The sequence below is a fragment of the Bifidobacterium ramosum genome, from assembly GCF_009299505.1.
In the GTDB taxonomy this organism is placed as follows: domain Bacteria; phylum Actinomycetota; class Actinomycetes; order Actinomycetales; family Bifidobacteriaceae; genus Bifidobacterium; species Bifidobacterium ramosum.
Window position 1 is genome coordinate 158314 of the sequence record NZ_WBSM01000007.1, and the last position, 21202, is coordinate 179515.

At 65.7% G+C, this 21202-nt stretch carries 13 protein-coding genes and 2 pseudogenes; 4 read left to right on the forward strand and 11 right to left on the reverse strand.

Annotation, left to right across the window (positions count from 1 at the left end):
• Window positions 1–133 precede the first annotated feature (133 nt).
• Together DSM100688_RS07620 and DSM100688_RS07625 are read right to left on the reverse strand one after the other, a co-directional pair.
• A pseudogene (locus DSM100688_RS07620) lies at window positions 134–428 on the reverse strand (substrate-binding domain-containing protein); the annotation flags it as partial.
• Between the two features lie 465 nt (window positions 429–893).
• Complete coding sequence (locus DSM100688_RS07625) at window positions 894–4874, reverse strand: 5'-nucleotidase C-terminal domain-containing protein (protein ID WP_163146914.1); 3981 nt, start codon at window positions 4872–4874, stop codon at window positions 894–896.
• A gap of 348 nt (window positions 4875–5222) precedes the next feature.
• Between DSM100688_RS07625 and DSM100688_RS07630 the strand changes: the two genes are divergently transcribed.
• Window positions 5223–6788: a glycosyl hydrolase family 28 protein gene (locus DSM100688_RS07630; protein WP_152358500.1), complete on the forward strand. Its 1566-nt coding sequence runs from the start codon at window positions 5223–5225 to the stop codon at window positions 6786–6788.
• 370 nt (window positions 6789–7158) lie between these two features.
• On the opposite strand, the pseudogene DSM100688_RS07635 reads toward DSM100688_RS07630, so the two are convergent.
• The 5 genes and pseudogenes from DSM100688_RS07635 to DSM100688_RS07655 all read right to left on the reverse strand — a co-directional run.
• Window positions 7159–8256, reverse strand: a pseudogene (locus tag DSM100688_RS07635) (amino acid ABC transporter permease); the annotation flags it as partial.
• A 6-nt stretch (window positions 8257–8262) separates the two neighbouring features.
• A complete protein-coding gene (locus DSM100688_RS07640; RefSeq protein WP_152358501.1) occupies window positions 8263–8940 on the reverse strand; it encodes an amino acid ABC transporter permease in 678 nt (225 codons plus the stop codon).
• Window positions 8940–9779, reverse strand: a complete 840-nt coding sequence (locus DSM100688_RS07645; RefSeq protein WP_152358502.1) for a glutamate ABC transporter substrate-binding protein — start codon at window positions 9777–9779, stop codon at window positions 8940–8942. Before DSM100688_RS07645 ends, DSM100688_RS07640 begins: the two co-directional genes overlap by 1 nt.
• A 36-nt stretch (window positions 9780–9815) precedes the next feature.
• On the reverse strand, window positions 9816–10619 hold the full coding sequence (locus tag DSM100688_RS07650) for an amino acid ABC transporter ATP-binding protein (RefSeq protein WP_152358503.1): 804 nt from the start codon (window positions 10617–10619) through the stop codon (window positions 9816–9818).
• Between the two features lie 79 nt (window positions 10620–10698).
• Window positions 10699–11250 carry a YbaK/EbsC family protein gene (locus DSM100688_RS07655; protein WP_152358504.1) on the reverse strand — a complete coding sequence of 184 codons (552 nt, stop codon included), beginning with the start codon at window positions 11248–11250 and terminating at the stop codon, window positions 10699–10701.
• A 359-nt stretch (window positions 11251–11609) separates the two neighbouring features.
• Here DSM100688_RS07655 and DSM100688_RS11785 point away from each other — a divergent pair, with 359 nt between their 5' ends.
• On the forward strand, window positions 11610–12410 hold the full coding sequence (locus tag DSM100688_RS11785) for a hypothetical protein (protein ID WP_163146913.1): 801 nt from the start codon (window positions 11610–11612) through the stop codon (window positions 12408–12410).
• Window positions 12411–12475: 65 nt separating this feature from the next.
• On the opposite strand, the gene DSM100688_RS07670 is transcribed toward DSM100688_RS11785, so the two are convergent.
• Both DSM100688_RS07670 and DSM100688_RS07675 read right to left on the reverse strand, forming a co-directional pair.
• Window positions 12476–13120: a response regulator transcription factor gene (locus tag DSM100688_RS07670; protein ID WP_163146912.1), complete on the reverse strand. Its 645-nt coding sequence runs from the start codon at window positions 13118–13120 to the stop codon at window positions 12476–12478.
• Window positions 13121–13128: 8 nt separating this feature from the next.
• Window positions 13129–14859, reverse strand: coding sequence for a DUF6020 family protein (locus DSM100688_RS07675; RefSeq protein WP_163146911.1), 1731 nt, complete (start codon window positions 14857–14859; stop codon window positions 13129–13131).
• 273 nt (window positions 14860–15132) lie between these two features.
• On the opposite strand from DSM100688_RS07675, the gene DSM100688_RS11790 reads away from it, so the two are divergent.
• Window positions 15133–15282 (forward strand): hypothetical protein, encoded by a 150-nt coding sequence (locus tag DSM100688_RS11790; protein ID WP_163146910.1) that lies wholly within the window; start codon window positions 15133–15135, stop codon window positions 15280–15282.
• 301 nt (window positions 15283–15583) lie between these two features.
• On the opposite strand, the gene aspS is transcribed toward DSM100688_RS11790, so the two are convergent.
• Both aspS and hisS read right to left on the reverse strand, forming a co-directional pair.
• On the reverse strand, window positions 15584–17380 hold the full coding sequence (aspS, locus tag DSM100688_RS07680) for an aspartate--tRNA ligase (protein WP_152358509.1): 1797 nt from the start codon (window positions 17378–17380) through the stop codon (window positions 15584–15586).
• Window positions 17377–18780 carry a histidine--tRNA ligase gene (hisS, locus tag DSM100688_RS07685; RefSeq protein ID WP_152358510.1) on the reverse strand — a complete coding sequence of 468 codons (1404 nt, stop codon included), beginning with the start codon at window positions 18778–18780 and terminating at the stop codon, window positions 17377–17379. The genes aspS and hisS overlap by 4 nt, the downstream gene beginning before the upstream one ends.
• 102 nt (window positions 18781–18882) lie before the next feature.
• Between hisS and DSM100688_RS07690 the strand changes: the two genes are divergently transcribed.
• Window positions 18883–20331 (forward strand): DUF349 domain-containing protein, encoded by a 1449-nt coding sequence (locus tag DSM100688_RS07690; protein WP_152358511.1) that lies wholly within the window; start codon window positions 18883–18885, stop codon window positions 20329–20331.
• Window positions 20332–21202: the final 871 nt, after the last annotated feature.

Below are 21202 nucleotides of genomic sequence, written 5' to 3' on the forward strand. Positions count from 1 at the left end.
ACGCACGCCATCATTCCACCACAGACCAACGTCGGATCTCGGCCGGGCCGAAATACCGCAGCGCGATGCAGCGGAACCGCGTCACCGCGACGGCGAACGCCGCAGCGTAGCGGGACGCCGCAACGAACCAACGTTACCGCATAGTCGCACGCGCGATGACATGCGGACTCGCAGGTCAGCAGTTCGGGGCCGACCGAAGCCCCGTTCGAGCCGATGCGGGCGAGGATGCGGTCCACCGCGATCGGCGCGGTCCAGTCGAGGTAGGAATCCATGGTGGTGAGCGGGATCTGCAGGTACTGCGCCTCCTCGATGTTGTCGAAGCCGATCACCTGCACGCTGCCGGGCACGTCGAAACCGGCGTTGCGCAGCGCGAACAGCGCACCGATGGCCAGCTGGTCGTTGAACGCGACCACCCCGTCGAACGGGAGGCGATGAGCCGTTCGGCGTGAGCAGCGCCGACCGGCGGAACGGCCATCGGCCCCGGTCTGCGGCGAGTGCCGTTACGCGTGACGTCGTCATGATGAACGCTCCTTTTCCGATGCGTATTGCGCATGCCATCCATACTGCGGGGACGCCGTCATAGCGACGCGACCCTTCCTAAGACCGCGGACGACCGCAACTCAACAACATCCGGTCCCCAACGTTGAGTTACGGCCGTTTCGGAGGCCGTTCCCGACCGCAACTCAACAACAGACGCTCGCTATTGTTGAGTTACGGCCGCTACCGGTCTGCGCGACAGGCCGTAACTCAATGACGGCACTGCCACCGCCCCAGCCGCACAGTATGGCAATGACGACGGGGCCGATCCCTTCTCGAGATCGACCCCCGCCATCATCTCAACGGACATCAACGGACACCGACGAACCATCGTCCGCCGACAGTCTCCTACGCCGTTATGCCGCCGTCATGCCATCGTCACGCCGCACGCCGAGCGCGGCGAGCCCGATGCCGCCGAGTGCCACGAGAACGGCGGTGGCAAGCGCCAGCCATGCCACGGACGAGCCGGTGTCGGACAGGTTCCGCACCTTGGCCGCCGGCGCACCCGCCTCGGGCTTTCCGGAAGGCTTCGCGGTCACGGTCTGACCATGCTGCTGGGACTGGCCCGGTTGCTGCGGTGTCGGCTTATTCGCACTCGGCTGTTCCGGTTCCGGAGTCGGCGTCGGCTGAGGCTCCGGAGTCGGCGTTGGCTCAGGCTCCGGCTGAGGCTTCTCCGCCGGCTTCGTCAGCAGCGTCTCCACCGTCGAGTCGCCGATCGCGAGCGCCCCGCCGTCGGCCGCAGCCGCATCCTTCGCCGCCGCGGGAGCCTTCTCCGCCGCGGCCACGAACGCGGCGCGTTCCGTATCGGTCAGCTTCTTGGTCACGGTGATCGAGCCGGCGCCCGGCCCCTGCTCCTCGCCGGTGAAATCGAGTCCGGTCAGGTCGCCGAAGTCCACGCCGTTGGCAGTCAGTCGCACGCCCCACGGCCGCGGCTCGTCGGTGGTGAACGCGAGGCCGCTCACGGTGAACGTCACCGTGCCGTCATCCGCCAGCCGAGCCGCCGAGAAACCTGCACTGTGGCGGGTCTTCGCGGATTCGAGCTTCGGATGCGCCTTGAGGTAGTCGGAGAAGCCGTCGAAGTCGATGTACCCGGTGTCGACGTAGCCGGAGCCCTGCTGGAAGACGGTGAAGTTGTCGCCGCCCGCGAGCAGGAACGAGTTGCCGGCGATCAGGTACGTGTCGTCGTCGCGTACGGCCTTGCCGTTGACGGTCAGGTCGTGGACGGCGCCGCGCGGCACCTGCTTGCCGTCGACGGTGGCGACGTACGTGTCGTACTGGTAGTCGACGTTGTCGGAGAAGCCGAGCCAGAGCACCGGTCGCTGCGCGTCGGCCGGTTGCCACTGCTGCTCGATGAGCGTCTTCAACTGCTTGCCGGTCAGGGTGACGACGGCGTTGGAGTTGCCGAACGGCAGCACGTCGTGCGCTTCCTTGAGCGTCACCTGCTTGTCGCCGTTCGGGTCGAGGTCGGCGCGCATGCCGCCCGCGTTGATCACACCGATGTCGGCCTTCTGGCCGGACTGTTCGGCGGCCCATTTCGCGGCGTTGCCGTTGAGAATGCCAAGCGTGGATTCGACGCCGCGGTTGTTGCCGACCGTGGTCAGGTCGCCAGGCTTGCTGGCGCCGCGGTTGAACGTGGCATCGTCGGCCAGCGTGCCGAGCACCTCGTTGCCCTTCGCGTCGGCGGCGGCCTTCGCGTCGAGGTAGATCTGGTTGACGGCCGGATCGGCCTCGAACAGCGGCATGTCCTTGCCGTCCGCGTCCTGCGTGAACACGTCGTGCTTGGCCGCGGTGGCGGTCACCTTCGCGTCCTTGCCGCTGCCGGTGATCTCAAGGTCGGTGGTGGAGTATTCGACGCCATAGTTCGCGGTCTCGATGATCGGCGCGCCCGCGTTGGTCTTCGCGGTCTCGTACAGGTGCGTGTGACCGGCGAGCACCGCGTCGACGTTCGCGTCGAGGTTCTTCAGGTCGTTCGCGTCGGCGTGGACGAGGGCGACGACCGCATCGGCCTCGCCGTTGGACGGGTCGCCGTCGGACAGCTGGTCGGCGTACTTGTTGATCGCCGCGATCGGGTCGGTGACGGTGATGCCCTTCATGCCGGCCGGGGAGACGGAGTCGGCGAGCGTGGCGAAGATGCCGCCGATGAAGGCGATCTTTTTGCCGCCGGATTCCTCGATCGCGTACGGCTGGACCTTGCCCTTGAGCACGTCGCCGGTCACGTTGGCGACGACGTATTTGGCCGGCGCGATGCCGGGCACGATGCGGTTCGCCAGATCGGCGGCGCCCTTGTCGTACTCGTGGTTGCCGGTGGCGGAGACGGCGAGTCCCATCGCCTTGAGCTGGTCCATGGCGGGCACGTCGTTCGCGATGGACGATTCGAACGCGGACGCGCCGACCAGATCACCCGCGCCGACGAACAGCGTGTTCGGGTTGGCGGCCTTGGTCTGCTTGAGCGCGGTGGCGAGGTAGCCGCCGTTTTCGATGTGGCCGTGGAAGTCGGTGATGCCGAACAGCGTCACCTTGGCGGAATCCTGCGGTTCCGGCTGCGGGTTCGGGTTGGTCGCCTCGATCCAGCCCTGGCGCAGCGAGTGGCCGTTGGTCACGCCGTCGTCGGCCCAGAAGACCGGCTTGTACGTCTTTCCTTCAGCTCCGCCCTTGACGGTGGTAGCGGCCGCATCGGGCGTGATCGCGAAGCCTTCGGAGTTCTGCCCGGCGATCTCGGCCGGGGTCGCGGTGAGCTTGGTGAGTGCAAACGTGCCGTTCCCGTCGAAGGTGTAGGTGGCGATCTTCGCGCCGGTGCCCTTGTCGTTGTCGCCTTCGGCGAGGAGCTGGCCGTGTTCGCCGTCCCAGGTCAGGTCGCGCGGCCCGTCGAATCCGGCGTTGGCCGCGGCTGCGGGCAGCGGAATCTGCGCGACCGGGTAGGCCACGTCATTGCCGCCGACCGTGGCGAGCGCGAACGCGTAGATCGCGTTGGTCTTCTCGAGCGCCGCGAAGAACAGGCCGCCGTAGTCGTTGGCGGTGCCGGCCGGATCATATGCGTGCACGTTGCTCGGGTCAAGGTTGACCTGGAAATGGTTGGCGGTGAGCACGGCGTCCGGGATGAACGCGAGGCCTTCGACGCCGAGGTTGGCGTCGTCCTTGCCGAGCGTGACGCCGAACTGGCCCAGCGGCGCGACAAGGTTCCACTCGTGCGTGGCGGTCAGATCCTGCGCGCCATCACCGTTCGTGTCGCTGGCTGCGGCGTTCACGTCGTACGACAGGATGGACGGACGCGGCACGTTCTTGTTCTCGTTGTCGCGTTCCGCGCCGATGAACACGCCCTTGGACGAGTCGAGCGAACCGTCGGCGCCCGGGATGAGCGTGATGCCTTCGGAGTCGACGCCGCCCTTGCCGTCCTTGAAGTGCAGCTGCTTGCCGCCCTTGGTCTGGCCGTTCACGTCGAACGTCCATCCGTCGGTCGGGTCCTGCTTCCAGGTGCCGGTCGCGGCGTCGAGCACGAACTTGTTGATCGATCCCGGCCCCTTGTCCTCGGTGTTGCCGAGCGTGGGGTTGAGGTCGTTGTCGGCGGCCCAGAGCGTATCGGAGGAGCCGTTGCGACCGGACTCATACACCAGTCCCGACAGGTTGCCGTCGGTGTGGTCGCCGGACTGGCCCTTCGCGCCGAATTCGCCGTCGGCGTCGATCGCGGAGACGGTATCGAGTCCCGGCCATGCGTCGACGGTCATCGTCCCGCCCGGCTCGGGGGTCGGGGTCGGCGACGGGAATTCGTTGGCCGCGCCCGGCGTCGGCTTGTCGCTGACCTTGAACGTGCCGTCGTCGGCACGCGACCACGACTGCGCGTCGGTCATCTTGTCGGCGAGCTTCCACGTGGTCGCGTCGACTTCGGCGGCGGCATCATATTTGTCGCCGACGGACGAGGTCAGGTAGACGGAGTCGGCGTCCGATCCGAGACCGGGTTCGCCGTTGTAGTCGATATAGGCGACGAGATAACCGTTGGGCTGCACCACAGTGTCGTCGTTGATCTCCTTGTCGACGCCGATCGTGTAGTGCTTCTTCTGCTTCTCGTCGTAGATGCCCCAGCCCTTGACGTCGACCGGCGCGGAACCGGTGTTCTTGAGTTCGACCCAGTCGTCACGCTGCGCGATCGGATCGCCGAGCTCCTTCGTGTTGCCCGCGAAGACCTCGTTGATGATGACGGACGGCTTGGCGGACGCGCCGGCGGCCGGAGCCTCGGCCACTGCGGCCGGCGCGACGACCGCCGCCAGACCCGACAGCGTCGCCGCCGCGGTCAGCAGCGCGATCGCACGACGCGACGCCGCGATACGGTGATGGTTCCCCATGCGTAATACCCCTTCTTCTGCGTCGGCGGACACCCCCGCACACTTCATCGCGAGCCGCGGCCGATCGATATGGACAGGTTCCACGCTAGAAAACGCAAGTGAATCCGACACCGTATCCGAACGAACGCCAACCGTACCGCATCTGAACACTGGGCGAACGGCCGTCACGCCGCCTGCCGAGCGCGTCATCCATCATGCGCGGCCGCCTCGGCACAGTCACGCGGCACAGTCACAGGCACACGGACAGTCACGGACGCACGGCAAAACGTGGCAACAGCCGGCCACCGGCGCACCCGTCATGGATACCGTAACCATGCGATACAACCGGATCGGACACGGGGAACGGATATGACTGACGACGCAGGGTTGCACTACACGGCGACGCACGACACGCTGACGATATGGTGGGATCGCCCGGACGACGCGCGGTCCGGGCGCCGCTATCAGGTGACAGTCAGCGACGACGTCGCGCCGCAAACGCATCAGACACAACGGATACAGCAGACGACGGTGACGCACTGCACGATCGGCGATCTGCAGCCATCGCATCCGTATCACGTCACCGTGCATCTCGTCGATGCGGATGACGACCGCGAACTGCGGGAACTGGGCGGCGTGGACGCCTGCACGACCGCCGTCAAGCGCATGCTGGACGTCACCCGGCCACCGTACCGCGCGGTCGGCGACGGCCGTACGCTCAACACGACGGCCATCCAACGCGCGCTGGACGATTGCGACGCCGACACCGCGGTCCTTATTCCGGCCGGCACGTTCCTCACCGGTGCGCTGCGCATGCACTCGCACACCGAACTCGTCGTCGCCGCGGGCGCGACGCTGCAGGGCACGACGGATCCGGCCGACTACGAACCGTATATCCGCAGCCGCTTCGAAGGCATCGAAATGGACTGCCTGTCAAGCCTGATCAACATCGGCGAACTGGATCACGACGGCCCGGCCAACTGCACGGACGTGACGATCCGCGGCGCAGGCGCGATCCTGAGCGGCGGCCGCGAACTCATGCGCAGCGTGATCGACCGGGAGAAGCAACGCATCCGCGCCGGACAGTCGACCGCGCCGGCCGCGGTGGGCCGCCCGGACGGCGACGACACGGTGCCGGGCCGCGTGCGACCGCGGCTGATCAACATGAGCAACGCGAGCCGGGTCACGATCGCGGGGCTCACGCTCGGCCAGTCGGCCAGCTGGAACGTGCACATGATCTACAGCGACCACATCGTCACGTACGGCTGCACGTTCCGTTCGAAGGGCGTGTTCAACGGCGACGGCTGGGATCCCGACTCGTGCGAGGACTGCACGATCTTCGGCTGTGTGTTCGAGACGGGCGACGACGCGATCGCGATCAAATCCGGCAAGAATCCGGAGGGCAACCGGATCGGCCGGCCGAGTCGGCGCATCCGCATCTTCGACTGCCGGGCCGAGTTCGGGTTCGGCATCACGCTCGGCTCGGAGATGTCGGGCGGGATCGACGACGTGCGCATCTGGGATTGCGACATGTCACGCACGTCGTTCGGCCTGGAGATCAAGGCGACGCGCAAGCGCGGCGGATACGTGCGCGATGTCGTCGCAACCGACAGCACGTTCTCGCACATCCAACTGCACGGCGTGCCATACAACGACGACGGCGAGGACTCGGGCCAGGTGCCGGTGTTCGAGCGTATGCGGTTCGAGCGCGTGCGCCTGCTGGACCGCTTCCCGGCCACCGGCGACCGACGCGGCAAGGGGCGTGACATCGAGGTGTGCGGGTTCGACGCCGATCATCCGGTGCGTGGCATCGTGTTCCGCGAGCTGACGTTCTCGCCGACGCAGCCCGGCGCGATCGATCCGCATGCCAACGGCGCGGCCAACATCCGTCTGCGGCACGTACGCGACGTCAGCTTCGACGTCGACTGCGCCTGATCTCATGTCTGATCTTGCGCCTGGTGTCGCGCCTGATGTCGCATGGCGACTCGTGATCGCAGACGGCATCGTTCCTCATGCCGACGCGTAGGCAAGGCATACGAAATATGCAAGGAGCCGGCTCCCCCGATCAGGGAACCGGCTCCTTATGCGCACGACATTAGCGCGTCGGTGTTCGGTCTCAGATCTTCGGCTTGCCGCCGAGGTTCGGATGGCCCTTGCCCACGTCGTTGCCGTGCTTGAACACGGGGTTGTGTTCGGGCATGGCGTCGGTGTGGTGCGCGGCCTTGTCGCCGTGACGGTCGGCACCGCCGTCGGCAGCGGCTTCGGCCTCTGCCTTGCGCTTGGCGCGCGCGGCCTTCGCCTTGGCGGCCTTCTCGTCCTCGGCCGCCTTGCGGGCCGCCGGGAACTCGCCGGTCAGCGGGTCGACCTGCGACTCGGGATGCGTCTCGTCGTAACCCTGCTCGTAGCGGGTGCGTCGCCAGTTGCGGATCGACGCGTTGGTGCCGCGATGATGCACGTGGTACTTGCGCGGCGTGCCGCCGTACGGCAGTTCCTTGACTTCCTTCGCGACGGCGATCTGGTTGACGTTCGACGGATCCATGATGGCGATCGGCGCGACCGGCTCGGGTTCGGCCGGCGCGGCCGTGCGCTGCTGCATGCGTTCGGGCAGCCATTCGGCCAGTCGCGAGAGCAGCCAGCAGGCGATGAAGTAGATCACCGCGGCCATGACGAGCGTCTGCAGGATGTTGAAGTACATCGAGCCGAGTCGGCGCGACTCCTGCAGCAGATCGGTGTACATGATGATCGAGCCGAGCGCGGTGTCCTTCAGGACGACGACCAACTGCGTGACGGCGGCCGGCAGCATCGCGTACACGGCCTGCGGCACCTCGATCTGCATGAGCGACTGCGTTTCGGTCAGGCCCAGCGCCAGCGACGCCTCGCGCTGGCCGTTCGGCAGGTTGCCGACGCCGGAGCGCACGAGCTCGGCCACGACCGAGCCGTTGTACAGCACGAGCGCAAGCACGACCGCCCAGTATGACGGGCTGGGCATGCCGGCGAACGCGAACAGTCGCCAGAAGAAGATCATGAGCAGCAGCACGGGTACCGCACGGCAGAACTCGACGATCACCGCGGAGACCGAGCGGATCACGATGTTCGGCAGGAGTCGGCCGACGCCGAACACGAGACCGAACGCGACCGCGCCGACTACGGCGACGATCGTCGCGCGGATCGTGGCCCATAGGCCGGGCAGGTAGAAGTCGGTCCACGCCTCGCGTTCGATCGCGGGCTTCCACAGCTCCCAGCTCAGCTGGTTCTCGCCCTGCGGCGGATTGTGCAGCCGCATAAGGATCAGCACGAGCAGACACGCGAAGATCACGCCGGCGATCCAGTTGGCGATGCGGATGGTGCGCCGACCCTTCGGGCCGGGCGCGTCGAACAGTACGGAATTGGAAGTATCAGCCATCCGAAATCACCTCCTGACGGCGAGCTTGTTGGACAGGTACGTGGTGAGCATGCCGATCGGGATGATCAGGATCACGTAGCCAAACGCGAAGATCAGGAAGATCTGGATGATCACGTCCGGTCGGAATTCGATCATCGAGCTCATGAGCGACGACGTTTCGGTCGACACGGACGCGGCCGCGGCGACGGTCGAGTTCTTGAGCAGCGCGATCAGCGTGTTGCCGAGCGGGGCGACCGAACCGCGGAACGCCTGCGGCAGGATGATCTGCGTGGCCGACTGCATGAAGCCGAGTCCCAGCGCACGCGCCGCCTCGGCCTGGCCGATTGGCACGGTGTTGATGCCCGAACGCAGCGACTCGCACACGAACGCGGCCGTGTACAGGCTTAGGCCGGTCACGGCGAGCCAGAAGAAGTTCGTGGCGAACGTGTCGGAGAAGCTGAGCTTCAACTGCGCGTACGCGCCGAGCACCATGAACACCATGATGATCGTCAGCGGCAGGTTCTTGAACAGCTCGACATACGCACCGCCCACGAAGCGCAGCGACGAGATCGGCGAGATGCGCATCATGACGAGGATCACGCCGAGCACGAGCGAGAACAGGGCGCTCCACAGGGTCAGTTCGATGTTGACGAGGAACGCGCCGAGCACATCATACTGGCTGAACAGTTCGAGGAATCCGTTCATCACTCCTCCTCCCCTTCGTTCGGCGTCGGCGGGTTGTAGCGCACGTCCGGCGTGTAGTCGGTGCCGGCGGTGTTGTCGCTGATGGCGCGCTGCCATGAGCCGTCCTGGATCATCTGCACGATCGCGTTGTTGATCTGCGTGGCGAGCTTGGTGTCGCCCTTCTTGATGCCCACGCCGTAGTACTCCTGCGTGAACGGCTTGCCGACGACGCGCAGCTTGCCGCGCGAGGCCGAGGCGAGGCCGGCGAGGATGATGTCGTCGGTGGTCACCGCGTCCACGATGCCGGAGAACAACGCGGTGGCGCATTCCGCGTAGCCGGGCTGCTCCATGAGCTGCACCTCGGACGCGAACTTCTCCTTGACGGTCGCGGCCGAGGTCGAACCGGTCACGGAGCACAGGCGCTTGCCGTTGAGGTCCTCCGGGCCGTTGATCGAATGGTCGTCCTTGCGCACGAGCAGGTCCTGGCCGGCGACGAAGTACGGGCCGGCGAAGGAGACGGCCTTCTTGCGTTCGTCGGTGATCGAGTACGTGGCGAGGATCATGTCGACGTCGCCGTTCTGCAGCATGGCCTCACGCTGCTTGGAGGGCGCTTCCTTCCAGATGATCTCGTCCTCGGAGTAGCCGAGTTTCTTGGCGATGTACTTGGCCACGTCCACGTCGAAGCCGACGTAGGTGCCGGACTTCTTGAAGCCGAGGCCCGGCTGGTCGAATTTGATGCCGATGCGGATCTTGCCGGCCTCGTCCTCGCCGCATGCCGCGAGCGAGAACGTGCATGCGAGCGCGGCCACGGCGGCGACGACGCGCGTGGCGATCCGTCTGATACTTGGTTTGACTGTCATATGCGATGCCTCACTGTCTCACTGTTGCGGTCACGATCAGTGGGTGAGGATCTTCGACAGGAAGTCCTTGGCGCGGTCGGTCTGTGGATGCTCGAAGAACTCGTCGGGCGTGTTCTGTTCGAGGATCTGGCCGTCGGCCATGAACACGATGCGGTCCGCGGCCTTGCGCGCGAAGCCCATCTCGTGGGTGACGCACAGCATGGTCATGCCCTCGTGCGCGAGCTCGACCATCACGTCGAGCACCTCGTTGACCATTTCGGGGTCGAGCGCGGAGGTCGGCTCGTCGAACAGCATGACCTTCGGCTTCATGGCGAGCGCGCGTGCTATGGCGACGCGCTGCTGCTGGCCGCCCGACAGCTGCGACGGCATCTTGTGGGCCTGCGAGTCGACGCCCACGCGGGCGAGCAGGTCCATGGCAAGGTGTTCGGCCTCGGTCTTGTTCATGTGACGCACCTTGATCGGCGCGAGGGTGACGTTGTCGAGGATCGTCTTGTTGGCGAACAGGTTGAACGACTGAAACACCATACCGACCTCGGCACGCAGGTTGGCGAGTTCCTTGCCTTCCTGCGGCAGGGCCTTGCCGTCGATGCGGATGTCGCCCGAGTCGATGGTCTCGAGGCGGTTGATGGTGCGGCACATGGTGGATTTGCCGGAGCCGGACGGGCCGACGATGACGAGCACCTCGCCCTTATTGACGGTCAGGTTGATGTCCTTGAGGACGTGGAGGTCGCCGAAGTATTTTTCGACGTGGGTCAGCTCGACGAGCGGGTGATCAGGGTATTCGACGCCGGGCACCAGTGGGGTGCGGGCGATGTTCTCTTCTTCTTGGATTTCTGGCATGCGGGCAGTATATCGGCCGCATGTTACCGATTCGACACATGCCGTCCATGTTTCGGACGCCTGATGAGACAGTGAACGTTCACACCTTCGGCTTGCCCAGTCCGGCGACAAACGTCACCCCGGGGATGTCCGCGAAGATCGATCCGTCCACGACGAGCTTGGACGGCCGGATGCCCGATCCGAGGTATAGCTTCGGCACCGCGAGGATGTGCTGGTCCACGAGCACCGGCCAGTCCGCCGGCAGACCGATCGGCGACATGCCGCCCGATTCCATGCCGGTGGCCGCCACCGCGTCCGCGATCGGCGCGAAGCTGACCTTGCTCACCTCGAGCGTGTGCTTGACCACGCCGTTGAGGTCGGCCCGCGTGTCCGCCGTGACAAACGCGGCGGCGAACTGCGGCGGGGCCTTGCGGGTCTTGTGCGTGTGCACGACGACCACGTTGCCCGTCTGCTCGAACGGTATACCGTACTTCGGGCACCACAGGTCGGTATCCGATTCCTCGTCCGTGTTGATCGTGACGCCGAGGATCTTGCGCTCCGGCACGCCGGCCGCGACCAGCGCGTTCAGTGCGTCGAACACCGGCTTCGCCAGCAGATCCCCGTCATGCCAATCCAATATTTCCAACGTCATATGATGTGCCTTCCCCGCAACTTGTTATGCGCCAGCATACCGGCCATGCGCCGGCCGCAACGCCGCCGGCCTATAGACGTTCCTTATGGCCGTTTATCCGCGTCCTCGCCGGGCTCCCGTCGGTGGGTGCCCGCGTGGCGGAAATGTCTCGCTGACGGTACCGTCAGCGAGACATTTCCGCCACGCGGTCGTAACTCAACATCATCCGTCCCGTCATGTTGGGTTACGGCCTTCCGTAGCCCGTCAAACGACCGTAACTCAACATGAACCGCTCCTCACTGTTGAGTTACGGTCGTTTTCGCCCCTGGAAACGACCGTAACTCAACAACATCGGCACGTCGTCGTGGGATGATGGTCATATGAGCCATCCTCAGCCGTCGTCCACACCACGGTTCACACCACAGTTCACGCCGCCGCGTCGTACCCTGACCATCGCGTGCGCGACCGTCGCCTGTTGCGTCGTCACGGAAACGATCCTGCGCTGGCCGACCGCGAACTTCCACGTGTCGTATCTGCTGATCCCGTTGCTGGCGTTGGCGTCGCTGCCGGTGTTGGCGCTCGCGCCGGAGGCGGGGGCATGGCTCGTGACGACGCTGATCTGCGTGGGTTTGGTGTCGCCGTTTCCGATGTCGTATTCGTATCTGCTGGCGATGGCCGTCGCCATGACGATCATCTGGCGGGAACATCGGTGGGCAGCGGCGTTGGCCGGACTACTGGCCGTCACGGCGCTGCTGGTCGACCGCAGGCTGCTGTTCGGACTCGGTGTGACCGATTCGGTGGTGGTCTCGTTCGCGTACTGCATGTTCGCGATCGTGATCGGTCTGGTGTCGCGATGGATGGCCGACAGCCGGCGGACGCGCGAACAGGCGCGGCAGCGGCGGGAGCGCGAGCGCATCGCCGCGGCACTGCACGACCGCACGACGAATGATCTGGCGAACGCGATCATGCTCGTTAACACCGATCTCGACCGTGACGACCTGTCGCAGTCCCAGCGCGACGACCTGCTGACGATCCGGTCGTTCATCCAGCGCGCCATGACCGGCACCTATCAGGCCATCGACACGTTGGACGACAGCGACGACGGCACCGGTTCGTGCACGTCCGCCGACGTACGCCGCCCACAAACGTCACCGTCAAACGGCATCGGCGACCCGCACTGACGGATCACGCCGACGATCATGCCGGTACGGCGGACGGGCGGCCACGTGCCGTGCCGTACGACGGACTACCGGCCGAGGAATGCGCGGATCGCCTCGGCACGAGTGACGGCGCCGAGCTTGCGTTTGGCATGGCGGGTGACGACGAACACCGTGGACGGCTTGATGCCGAGCATGTCGGCGATCTCCTCGGTGGTGCGGTTCGCGGCGTAGAGGCGCAGCACCTCACGTTCCTGATCGGACAGCGCCGCCGAGCGCTGCGCAGACGCGGCCAGCGATTCGTGTGCGACGGCGGCCGTCATGAACCCGTCGAACGTCCGGCCTGCGGCCACCGCGTCGATCGCGGCCGCCAGCTCCTTCGGTGTCACGTCCTTGCCGATCAGTCCTTGCGCGCCCGCATCGATCGCCGCCTGACGGTAGTGCCGGCGCGAATACGAGGTCAGACACAACACCGCCGGCCGTATGGATGCCTCACGGATCCTGCGACAGACGTCCACGCCATCCTGGCACGCACCCGGATCCCCGTTCAGCGACATGTCGAGCAACAGCACGTCCGGCGCCGCCGCGTCGCCCTCATACAGGCACCGGTGCACGGCCGTCTCCCCGTCCTCGCTCGTCCAGATCACCGCCGCGCCAGGCAGGGCGCGCCCGACGATCTGCGCCAGCATGCCCAGCGCGAACCGGTCGTTGTCCACGATCGCAATCGTTGTCATGTCCATTATTATCGCAGTCGCCGCTCATCGTCCGTAACGGACGGCAGTACGGTGAACGGCAGTGCGGCGAACAGCGGCAGGGACAGGAACACCGGGATCGGATACCAGAACAGGGCCTCGGGCGAGGCGTACAGCGACAGGACCGTCCAGCACAACAGGCCACACGCCGCCAGACGGCAGGACGGAGCCGGTCGCGACATGCCGTCATGCGGCGTTTCGCGCGATGTGGGCAAGGCCGCCGACCGTCCCGAGATCCCCGAATGCGCAACCGACCGCCGCCCTCGCGCCGCGATGGTCTGCGCCAGCAGCGTCGCGCCGACCAGCAACGGCAACCAGGTGACGTACAGGGCCATCGCGGTGAACGGGTTGCTGTCACGGATCCACCGGCGGATGCGGTCCAACAGGTCCCGCTGCCATCGCGGCTTGCGCGACGTGCCCATCAGCGGCGTTAGATCACGGGTGATCCGCGCCACGCGCAGTGCCTCGACGGTGTCCTCGTCGGCGAGGCCGGACTCGGTGACACCAGCGACAGCGGCACCGACGCCATCCGCGACTCCCGCGTCCTCGGGCAGGAACGTGGCCCATTGCCGCAGGTATCCGCCACGCAACAGATAATCCGAATCCGTCGGGTATGCGAAGTTCACGCGCGGATCCCACCAGCCGCGGATCGGCCCGGCCCACGCCGTGAGATACTCCCCCGGCTGCGCGAGTCCCAGCTCCGCCCATGCACGCAGCGCCGCGAGCGTCGCCTCGCCGGACGGCCGCGGATCCTCACGCAGCGTATGGAATGTCTCGTCGGTGCGATGCGGGTTGATCTCGAGCGCGGCTTGATCGAGCCGCATGATGCCGTTCAACGCCGCCCGTTGCGCGGCCGAGACCGCCGACGGCCGGTCATGCGCGACCTGCGCGACCGACTGGGTGACCACGCCCCACAGCTCGCGCGACGGCGAACGGTTGGCGTGCGTCGCCGCGGCTGCGAGCGGCGCGAACACCCCCTGTGCGAGGACGATCGCCAGGCACAGGCAGACGAGTGCCCGGCGGCGGCTCCGCCCGCGCATGCAGACAGCCAGCAATCCCACGCCGGAACACAGGGCGATCATCAACGCGGTGCGTTTCGACGCGACCGTCGCGAACAGCACCGTCACGAACGTCACGGCGACCGGCATGCGCAGCAGCACGCGTCCGCGTGTCAGACAGGCCTCCGCGAACAGCACGGCGAACGGCAGGAAGAACACCGTGTGCAGGGAATCCTTGCCCATCGTGCCGACCGCACCGACCACCACGTAGCTCGTGGCGAGATACAGCAATCCCAGCAGACGCAGCCATCGCGGCGCGCCGATCTTGCGCACGTAGCACAGCATCAGCGCGGCGCCGGCGGCCAGCAGCACGGCCTGCGTCGCCGTGTAGACCGCCTCGCCGATCAGCGGCGAGCCGAACACGTCCCCGATCCTCCAGAACAGGCCGAAGATCAACGTGTCGAACAGCGGATGCTGCGTGTAATACCGGTGCAGGCCGGCGGTCTGCAGGTATTGCGCAAGCGTGTCGTCGCGCATCGCACCGGGCCAGATCAGCATGAGATACGGCGTCCACGCCGCGATCAGCGTCACGGCGTACAACACGAACCGTGCGCGTATCGCTTTGCCGAACGTGGACGGACGGCGTGCGGTCAGCCAGACGAGCGGCGAGGCCGCCGCGGTCGAAGCCACTGCGGTCAAGGCGCGCCGCATACGATCGCCCACGTTTCCGATCATTGCCGATCATCTCCCCCATGCCCTACACCCGCAGGATCGTCGGCATTCAGTCTAGTCGGCATCCGGTCGGCATCGAGATATCACCGCGACCTCATCGCGACGCGCCGGCAGCTATCAATCGCATCAAGAACGCGTTATCCATGACCGCTATGACGCCGGTCTTGTGTCGCCGGCGGATCCATGGTTGGATTGTCGTCCAACGGTGAAGGGGAACGCCGTTGACGCCGATGCCGCGACGCACAGTGAAAGGGGGATGCGCGGATGGTGTATACCACGTTGGATTTTGCCGAACAGTACCTGTTACATACCGAGATCGTCATGGCGAACGATACGACGGACGCGCACGCCCAGCACCGCGGCACGGACGGTTCCATCGCCGACGGCGTGATCGTCGGCCAGTCCGGTGACTGACCGGTGACGATTCACAGCTCACGTTTCACCAGGTTCATATATGACGAGAGGACAGCTCCCTTATGGGAACTGTCCTCTCGTCAATCAACGATTATCTACCTGCGCACGCTCCGCAGATCAGTTTTCGCAGAAAACTGAGTGATGCGTGCGTCCTCTAGGCGCACCGAGGGAAGGCGTACGAAGGTACGTCAACCGAGGAGCCGTGCTACACACGGCCTTCGCGGCACAGCCGCTCACCTCGCCTACAGGCAGTCCACCGGACTGCCTGCTTAACGGCTCAGCGACGAGGACGCTCCATCACTCAGTTTTCGTCTTCCGGATCGTAGTCGACACCGGTCTCAGCACGCTGCTCGTCGGTGATCGGAGCCGGGGCGCCGGTCAGCGGATCGCGGCCGCCGCCGGCCTTCGGGAAAGCGATGACGTCGCGGATGGTGTCGGCGCCGGCGAGGATCGACACGGTGCGGTCCCAGCCGAGGGCGATGCCCGCGTGCGGCGGGGCGCCGTACTTGAACGCGTCGAGCAGGAAGCCGAACTTCTCCTTGGCCTCCTCCGGCGCGATGCCGAGGACGTTGAGGACGCGGTCCTGGATGTCGTCGCGGTGGATACGCACGGAGCCGCCGCCCATCTCTTCGCCGTTGCAGACGATGTCGTAGGAGTCGGACATGGCGTGTTCCGGATCCTGGTCGAACTTGTCGATCCAGTCCTTGGACGGCATGGTGAACGGGTGGTGCATGGAGGTCCACTTGGAGTGGCCGACCGCCACGTCGTCGTCGTCCGGATCGTCGGTCGGCTTGAACAGCGGGAAGTCGACGACCCACGTGAACGCGAACTTCTTCGGGTCGAGCAGACCTTCGCGGCGGGCGAGTTCGACGCGGGCGGCGCCGAGCAGGAGCTGCGAGGATTCACGGGTGCCGGCGGCGAAGAACACGGCGTCGCCCGGCTCGGCGTTGACGGCCTGCATCAGACCGGCGCGCTCCTCGTCGGACAGGTTCTTGGCGACGGGGCCCTTGAGCTCGCCGTCGTCGGTGAACTGCACGTACGCGAGGCCCTTGGCGCCGCGCTGGCGGGCCCACTCCTGCCATGCGTCGAACTGGCGACGCGGCGTGGAGGCGCCGCCCTTGTAGACGACGGCACCCACGTACGGGGCCTGGAACACGCGGAACGGGGTGTTCTTGAAGTAGTCGGTGAGTTCGACGAGCGGATTGCCGAAGCGCAGGTCCGGCTTGTCGGAGCCGTACTTGTCCATGGCCTCCTGCCAGGAGATGCGCGGCAGCGGCAGCTGCACGTCGTAGCCGGCGACCTTCCAGATGGCGGCGATGACCTTTTCGGCCATGGCCATGACGTCCTCCTGGTCCACGAAGCTCATCTCCATGTCGAGCTGGGTGAACTCGGGCTGGCGGTCGGCGCGGAAGTCCTCGTCGCGGTAGCAGCGGGCGAGCTGGTAGTAGCGTTCGACGCCGGAGACCATGAGCAGCTGCTTGAGGAGCTGCGGGGACTGCGGCAGCGCGTACCAGGAGCCCGGCACGAGGCGGGCCGGCACGAGGAAGTCGCGGGCGCCTTCCGGCGTGGACTTGATGAACGTCGGGGTCTCGACCTCGGTGAAGTCCATGTCCTCGAGCGCGTGACGGGCGGCCTTGGCCATGTCGGAGCGCAGCTTGAGGTTGTGCTGCATGGACGGGCGGCGCAGGTCGAGGTAACGGTACTTGAGGCGCACGTCCTCGCCCGGCAGCTTGGTCTCGGACTCGTTTTCGAGCGCGGTGGACACCTGGAACGGCAGCGCGTCGGACTTGGCGAGCACGGTGATGGTCTCGGCCACGACTTCGATCTTGCCGGTGGCCAGATGCTCGTTCTCGTTGCCTTCCGGACGCAGACGGACTTCGCCGACGACCTGCACGACGAATTCGGAGCGCAGCGGGCGCGCCATGTCCTCGTCGTAGATGACGACCTGCACGAGGCCGGTGTTGTCGCGAAGGTCGATGAAGGCCACGCCGCCGTGGTCGCGACGACGGTCGACCCAACCCGCGAGCGTCACCTTCTGTCCGACGAGCGCTTCGGTCACGTCGGTCGCATGATGTGTTCTGTAAGCCGTCTGGCTCATGCTTCCTCTACTCCTTTGATGTCGACTTGCTGCTGGGCGTACACAGTATCCGGCTCCCACGACTGCGGGTCGGCCGGCTGCTGGTCGCCGGTGACGATGTTCTTGACTTCGTCGTGGGCGCGCTCGTCGGCCACGTCGGCCGGGAACCACACGTACGGGATGCCGAGCTTGTCGGCGTATTTGATCTGCTTGCCGAGCTTGGCCGCGGTCGGCGCGACGTCGGCGGCGATGCCGCGGGCGCGCAGCGCGTTCGCGATGACGTTGGACTGGGAGCGGTCCGCCTCGTTCCACACGGCGACGAGCACGGCGGCCGGGGACACGCGGTTGGCGTGCGCGCCGGCGGTGTGCAGCATGTACGACACGAGTCGCGACAGGCCGATGGACAGGCCGACGCCCGGGTACTTGCGGTTGCCCTGCGAGGCGAGGTTGTCGTAGCGGCCGCCGGAGCAGATCGAGCCGAGCGACGCGGCGCCCTCGAGGAACGTCTCGTAGACGGAACCGGTGTAGTAGTCGAGTCCGCGGGCAATCTTGAGGTCGGCGATCACCGAACCCGGACGGATGCGCGCGGCCTCGTCGACGATCATCGCGAGCGTGTCGAGTCCCTGACGGGCGAGCACGTACGCCTCGGAATCGGTTGCGATGCCGTGCTTCGCGCACAACGCGTCGAACTTGGCGGCCAGTTCGTCGCCGTTCGCGGCGGTCAGATCGGCGAGTTCGAGGCACGCACGGGCCTGCGACTCGCTCGCGCCGCATCCGTCGACCAGAAGCTTGACGACCTCGTCGGCGCCGATCTTGTCGAGCTTGTCGATCTCGCGCAGCACGCCCTCGATGTCGGTGAGTCCCAGGCCGCGGTAGAAGCCTTCGGACAGCTTGCGGTTGTTCGCGTGCACGGTCGCTTTCGGGAGGCCATACGCGCGCAGCTGCTCGAGCGCGGACACCATAACCAGCGGCAGCTCGACCTCGTAGTGGTCGGGCAGTTCGCCCTGGCCGATCACGTCGATGTCGGCCTGCACGAACTCGCGGAAACGGCCTTCCTGCGGACGCTCGCCACGCCACACCTTCTGGATCTGCCAGCGCTTGAACGGGAACGCGAGATCGCCGGAATGCTCGACGACGTACCGGCTCAGCGGCACGGTGAGATCGAAGTGCAGGCCGAGACGGTCCTCGATCGGAGTGTCGTTCTCCTGACCGACCTCCTGCAGGCGGCTCAGCAGGTAGATCTCCTTGCTGGTCTCGCCTTTCTTGAGCAGGCTGGAGCCCTGCTCGACCGCGCGAGTCTCAATGCCGATGAACCCATTGAGCTCGAAAACCCTACGGAGCGTATCGATGACACGCTGCTCCACGACACGTTCAGAGGGGAGCCACTCTGGAAATCCTGAAATAGATGCGCCTTTAGCCACGGTTCCCTATAATAAGGGAGGTTGCGGAAAACACGTCGCACGGTTTTGGCCGTCGCAGGCGCGCGCAACCTCTCTACCACCTTGTAGCTTAAGGAGCTGGCCATGGCCGACGAGAACGTCACCGAACCGAACAACACCACCGCAACCACCGAGCAGGCGCCGACGCCCGCCCCCGAGGAGAAAGCCAGCGCCACACCCGCACAACCGTCACCGGCGAGCATGCCGAAGCCGCACGCGCCCTCCCCCGCCGCGTTCGCCAAGAAGCCGGCGCACACCGCCGCTCCGGCTCCCGCGACCGGCGCCTATTCGGATGCCGAGGTCAAGGCCGCCGAGGAGTTCGGCCGCGTCGATGACAACGGCACCGTGTACGTCAAGGACGGCGAGTCCGAGCGTGAGGTCGGCCAGTTCCCGGACGTGTCCAAGGAGGAGGCGCTGGCGCTGTACGCACGCCGCTTCCTGGATCTCAAGGCGAAGCTGAACCTGTTCGCCGGCCGTCTCAAGTCGAACGGCATCAAGCCGCGCGAGATCGACGAGTCGATCAAGACGCTGGCCGAGGAGACCGCGCAGCCGGCCGTCGTCGGCGACGTCGCCGCGCTCAAGGCGCAGTTCGAGGCGCTGAAGGCCGAAGGCGAAGCGAAGAAGGCGAAGATCTCCGAGGCTCGCAAGGCCGCCGTGGCGAAGGCCGTCGAGGAGCGCACCGCGATCGTGGTGAAGGCCGAGGAGCTGGCCGCGTCGCTCGGCGAGAACACCAACTGGCGTTCCACCGCCGACAAGTTCCGCGCGCTGTTCGACCAGTGGCAGCAGCACCAGCGCACCACCGTCCGCATCGACAAGGCCGACGCGGACGCGCTGTGGAAGCGCTTCTCCGCCGCGCGCACCACGTTCAACCAGGCCCGCCGCAAGTGGGCGCAGGCGCGCGACAACGAGCGCAACGCCGCCAAGGAGGCCAAGGAGGCCATCATTGCCGAGGCGAACGAGCTCAAGGACTCGACCGCATGGGGCGAGACCTCGCACAAGTTCAACGAGCTGATGGACCGTTGGAAGCAGGCCGGCCGCGCGGGCCGCAACGAGGACGACGCCCTGTGGGCGAAGTTCCGCGAGGCCGCCGACACGTTCTTCAACGCGCGTCAGGCCGACCGTGACCAGATCTCCTCGTCCGAGAAGGAGAACCTCGCCAAGAAGGAGGAGCTATTGGCCAAGGCCGAGGCGCTGGTGCCGGTCGCCGACGAGGCCGCCGCAAAGAAGGCGCGTCAGGCGCTGGCCGCCATTCAGGAGGAATGGGATCAGATCGGCTACGTGCCGCGCGACGACATGCGCCGCATCGAGGGCCGTCTCGACGCCGTCGACAAGCAGATCAAGGCCGTCGAGGACGCCGCGTGGAAGAAGACCGATCCGGAGGCCGACGCCCGCAAGTCCAGCTTCGAGGAACAGCTCAACGCGCAGCTCGCCGAGCTGGACGAGAAGATCGCCGCCGAGTCCGACCCGAAGAAGAAGGCCAAGCTCGAGGCCGAGAAGGCCACCAAGGAGCAGTGGCTCAACGCCATCAAGTAGGTAAGTGGCGGGAAAAGGGCAGGAGGATGGAAGTCTGCGTCACGCGACTCCCATCTTCCTGCTCTTTTTCTTTTCTCTCTTTCTTCTTCCTTCTTTCCTATCCCCATTCTTTAACGGACATACAGCCGATTGCGTGGGACGAATCGGCTGTATGTCCGTTCTTTATGGAGTGACCGTTTCCATCGATATTGCCTTCGATAAGGCCGATCTTCCTCCCCCTATTTTTCTTCTTCTCCCTTCCTCCGCCCCTCCTACGTGTCCGTTCCTCCCTTCTTCCCATCTCTTCCCCTCAACGGACATACAGCCGATTTCAGTACCCAAAACGACTGTATGTCCGTTAGGGATTCATGATCGCGGATTCCCGACAAGCCGTCCCGAGCCACCATCTCCCTTCTCCTCCTTCCCCAACGGACATGCAGTCGATTCAGGTGGGTAAATCGGCTGTATGTCCGTTAGAGAGTCGCAAGTACTACAACTATTCATCACGCTCTTTTCAGCCGCCGCTTCATCCTCAACGGACATACGGCCGATTACGCAGCCACAATCGGCTGCATGTCCGTCATATGAGGGTGGAACCCCAGGGAAGCACACGCTTCGGCCACCACCCCACATCGCCAGCGCAAGAAATTCGGGAAAACAGCCCTATCGTCCCGAATAACCCGCACTGAGCAAGTCCAAGCGCAACTTTTTCAGGAAAACAACCCATCTCTCCCGAATTTCCCGCACTGACCCATCCTCAGCGCATGTAATGTCTCGGGGCCTAAATGACGCATGTGTCGGGGCATGGTTGACGGTATGTCCTGGGGCATGGTTGACACATGCGTCATGTCGGTGTCATTCAACTGTCGGTTTGTTTCTTGGCCGGAGCTGG